This is a genomic window from Actinomadura fibrosa, assembly GCF_900659615.1.
Taxonomy (GTDB): Bacteria; Actinomycetota; Actinomycetes; order Streptosporangiales; family Streptosporangiaceae; genus Spirillospora; species Spirillospora fibrosa.
Genome location: NZ_CAACUY010000438.1, coordinates 1 through 4,204, shown reverse-complemented (window position 1 = coordinate 4,204; position 4,204 = coordinate 1). Strand labels below are relative to the sequence as shown.

The window sequence follows — 4,204 nt, the reverse complement described above, 5'->3', positions numbered from 1 at the left end:
GCCAGGCCCGCGCGGACCTCGGCGACGTGCAGGGCCAGTTCGCGGTAGGTGAGGACGCGGTGCCCGTTTGGCCGTACGCTGAGCGCGGCGCCGCGTTCCGCGGGGGAGCGCCGCGGCCCGGCGCCCCGCCCGCGACGTGGTGGGATGGAAGAGCAACGAACCGACAGCGGTGGGAAGAAGAGGATCTCCGTGACCAAGGCACCGACGCGACTGTGGGGCGGCCGTTTCGAAGGCGGCCCGTCGGACGCGCTCGCGCGGCTCTCGGTGAGCGTCCAGTTCGACTGGCGGCTCGCCCCCTACGACCTCATGGGCTCGCGCGCGCACGCCCGCGTCCTCCACCGGGCGGGGCTGCTCACCGACGACGAGCTCCAGCGCATGCTCGGTGCCCTGGACGACCTGGAGGCCGCCTGCCGCTCCGGTGAGTTCCGCCCCGCCGTCGCCGACGAGGACGTCCACACCGCGCTCGAACGCGGCCTGCTGGAGCGCCTCGGCGCGCTCGGCGGCAAGCTGCGCGCCGGCCGCAGCCGCAACGACCAGGTCGCCACCGACCTGCGCCTCTACCTGCGCGACGCCGCCCGCCAGATCGTCTCCCGGCTCGTCGAGCTGGAGACAGCGCTGATCGCCCAGGCCGAGCACAACCTCGGCGTCGCCGCGCCCGGCATGACCCACCTCCAGCACGCCCAGCCCGTGCTGTTCTCGCACCAGCTGCTCGCGCACGTCCAGCCGCTCACCCGCGACATCGACCGGCTCCGCGACTGGGACCGGCGCACCGCGGTGTCCCCGCTCGGCTCCGGCGCCCTCGCCGGCTCGTCCCTGCCGCTCGACCCGCAGGCCACCGCCGCCGAGCTCGGCTTCGACAGCGCCGCCCCCAACTCCATGGACGCCGTCGCCGACCGCGACTTCGTCGCCGAGTTCCTCTTCGCCGCCGCCCTCACCGGCGTGCACCTCTCCCGCCTCGGCGAGGAGATCTGCCTCTGGGCGTCGCAGGAGTTCCGCTGGATCGAGATGGACGACACCTACGCCACCGGGTCGTCGATCATGCCGCAGAAGAAGAACCCCGACGTCGCCGAGCTCGCCCGCGGCAAGGCCGGCCGCCTCATCGGCCACCTCGTCGGCCTGCTGACCACCCTCAAGGGCCTCCCGCTCACCTACAACCGCGACCTCCAGGAGGACAAGGAGGGCGCCTTCGACGCCGTCGAGACGCTCCTGCTCGTCCTGCCCGCCATGTCCGGCCTGATCGCCACCATGCGCGTCAACACCGACCGCCTGGAGGCCCTCGCCCCCGAGGGCTTCGCCCTCGCCACCGACCTCGCCGAGCTGCTCGTCCGCCGCGGCGTGGCGTTCCGCGACGCCCACGAGGTCGTCGGCCACCTCGTCGTCTGGTGCCAGGTCAACGACAAGGACTTCGACGACCTCACCGACGACGAGCTGGCCAAGGTGTCCCCGCACCTGACGCCGGACGTCCGCGAGGTCCTCAACGTCCAGGGCGCCCTGGCGTCCCGCAAGGCCTACGGCGGCACCGCCCCCGACCGCGTCGGCGAGCAGATCGTCGCGCTCCGGGCCCTGGTGAACGACCACGCCGCCTGGGCCGCGGGCTCCGACTCCTGACCGGCCCGCCACCGCCACCGGCCTCGGGCCTCCAGCCGCCCGGTCCCGCCGCGGGACCGGGCGGCCTTCGCCGTCCCCTAAGCTGACGGACCGGCGGACCCAACCACGACCACGGTGAGGCGATGAGCGGAGCGCTGCTGCCACGGGACTTCTTCGACGGACCGGTCGACGAGATCGCCCCCGCACTGCTGGGCCGCCTCCTCCGGCACCGCACCCCCGAAGGCGACGTCACCCTCAGGCTCACCGAGGTCGAGGCGTACGCGGGCCCCCTGGACCCCGCGTCCCACGCCTACCGCGGCCGGACGCCCCGCAACGCCGTCATGTTCGGCCCGCCCGGCTTCGTCTACGTCTACTTCACCTACGGCATGCACTACTGCATGAACCTCGTCTGCGGGCCCGACGGGACGTCCTCGGCGGTCCTGCTCCGCGCGGGCGAGATCGTCGACGGCGAGGACACGGCCCGCGAGCGCCGCCCCCGCTCGTCCTTCCGCGACCTCGCGCGCGGCCCCGCCCGGCTCTGCCGCGCCCTCGGCATCGCCCGCGACCAGAACGGCCTGGACGCCTGCTCGCCCGACGGCCCGCTCACCGTCCTCGCGGGAGAGCCCGCCGACCCCGGCCTGATCAGGAGCGGCCCCCGCACCGGCGTCAACGGGGCCAAGGAGGTCCCGTGGCGGTTCTGGATCGACGGCGACCCGACCGTGTCGCCCTACCGCCCGCACGTCCCGCGGCGGCGGAAGGCGGCCGCACCGTAGCGTCCTCCCGTCCGTGACCTCCGAATATCGTTACCGTGGTGCGCGGTCCATCGGGCACGCTGATGGACGTACCGGACGAGCATTGCGGAGACGAGGGAGAACGTGACCGACATCCTGGACGACCTCGCGTGGCGCGATCTGATCGCGCAGTCCACTGACCTGGACGAACTGCGGGCCCTGCTCGCCGCGGGGCCGGTCACGCTGTACTGCGGGTTCGACCCGACGGCCCCCTCGCTCCACCTGGGCAACCTCATCCAGATCCTCATGCTGCGGCGCTTCCAGCGGGCGGGCCACCGCCCGATCGGCCTCGTCGGCGGCGCCACCGGCCTGATCGGCGACCCGAGCGGCAAGAGCGCCGAGCGCGTCCTCAACACCGAGGAGACCGTCGCCGGCTGGGTCGAGCGGATCCGCGGCCAGGTATCGAAGTTCCTCGACTTCGACGGCGGCCCGACCGGCGCCACGATCGTCAGCAACCTCGAATGGACCGGGCAGCTCACCGCCATCGAGTTCCTCCGCGACATCGGCAAGCACTTCCCGGTGAACCGGATGCTGGCCCGGGAGACCGTCAAGGCGCGCCTTGAGAGCACCGGCATGAGCTACACCGAGTTCAGCTACGTGCTGCTCCAGGCGATGGACTTCCTGGAGCTGTACCGGCGGCAGGGCTGCCGACTCCAGACCGGCGGAAGCGACCAGTGGGGCAACCTCACCGCCGGCGTCGACCTGATCCGCCGCGTCGAGGGCGGCAGCGCCCACGCGCTGACCACGCCCCTGCTCACCAAGGCGGACGGCTCCAAGTTCGGCAAGACCGCGGGCGGCGAGACCTACTGGCTCGACCCCGAGCTGACCTCGCCGTACGCGTTCTACCAGTTCTGGATCAACGCCGACGACCGGGACGTCGAGAAGTACCTCAAGGTCTTCAGCTTCCGGTCCCGCGAGGAGATCGGGGAACTGCTCAAGCAGGGCGCCGAACGCCCCGCCGCGCGCGCCCCCCAGCGCGCCCTGGCCGAGGAGATGACCACTCTCGTCCACGGCGCGGACGAGACCGAGCGGGTCGTCGCCGCGTCGCGGGCCCTGTTCGGGCAGGGCGCCCTCGACGAACTGGACGAGCGCACGCTGAAGTCCGCGCTCGCCGAGGTGCCGCGCACCGAGGTCCCACCGGGCGAACTGCCCAGCGTGGCCGACCTGCTCGCGTCCTCGGGCCTCTGCAAGAGCAAGTCGGAGGCGCGCCGCGCCATCGCCCAGGGCGGCGCCTACCTCAACAACGCCAAGGTCGAGGCGGAGGACGCCGTCCCCACCGCCGCCGACCTTCTGCACGGACGCTTCCTGGTCCTGCGCCGCGGGAAGCGCAACGTGGGCGGCGTCGAGGTGACCGCGCCCTGAACGCCCGCTGACCTGCGCGTATCGAGCGCCCGTCCGGATCCTCCGGGCGGGCGCTCGGCCGTCCTTGCCCCTGAGCGCGAGTAGATACACGTCACAGTGCGGTCACGAGGACGGCCCCAGGGCCGCTCCGGGAGCGCATAAACGCCCTCTGACCTGGGAAGACATACCCGCTGGGAGCCAATTTGACGGTGCTGCCGGAGCGACCTAATCTTTCATTCGCCCCACGGGGGAGCGGGACGCCGACAGGCGGCCGGCCCCAAGGGGAACCTCCACAGACCGGCTGGGCGGGAGTCTCTCGCGCCCAAAAGGGACTTGGAGGGCTGAACCGGCCAAAGTTTGACAAACCGGTCAGATGAGCTAAGCTTGAAGGGTTGCCCCGGAGCGGGGCTCGCGGGAGCGGGTCCGGCGCGGTGGGTGTCCGTTTCTTGAGAACTCAACAGCGTGTTAAAAGCCAGTGCCTTATC

The 4,204-nt window shown here is 72.2% G+C and carries 3 protein-coding genes; all 3 read left to right on the top strand.

Translation table 11 applies throughout. The features are described 5' to 3' along the window. Positions 1–189: 189 nt before the first annotated feature. On the top strand, positions 190–1,608 hold the full coding sequence (gene argH, locus E1300_RS48035; RefSeq protein ID WP_131763923.1) for an argininosuccinate lyase: 1,419 nt from the start codon (positions 190–192) through the stop codon (positions 1,606–1,608). Between the two features lie 122 nt (positions 1,609–1,730). Next, the gene (locus E1300_RS48030) at positions 1,731–2,360 is read left to right on the top strand and encodes a DNA-3-methyladenine glycosylase (protein WP_131763922.1); all 630 of its coding nucleotides are present in this window, start codon (positions 1,731–1,733) and stop codon (positions 2,358–2,360) included. 102 nt (positions 2,361–2,462) lie between these two features. Further along, entirely contained in the window at positions 2,463–3,740 is a 1,278-nt protein-coding gene (tyrS, locus tag E1300_RS48025; RefSeq protein ID WP_131763921.1) for a tyrosine--tRNA ligase, read from the top strand. The last annotated feature ends 464 nt before the right edge of the window (positions 3,741–4,204 follow it).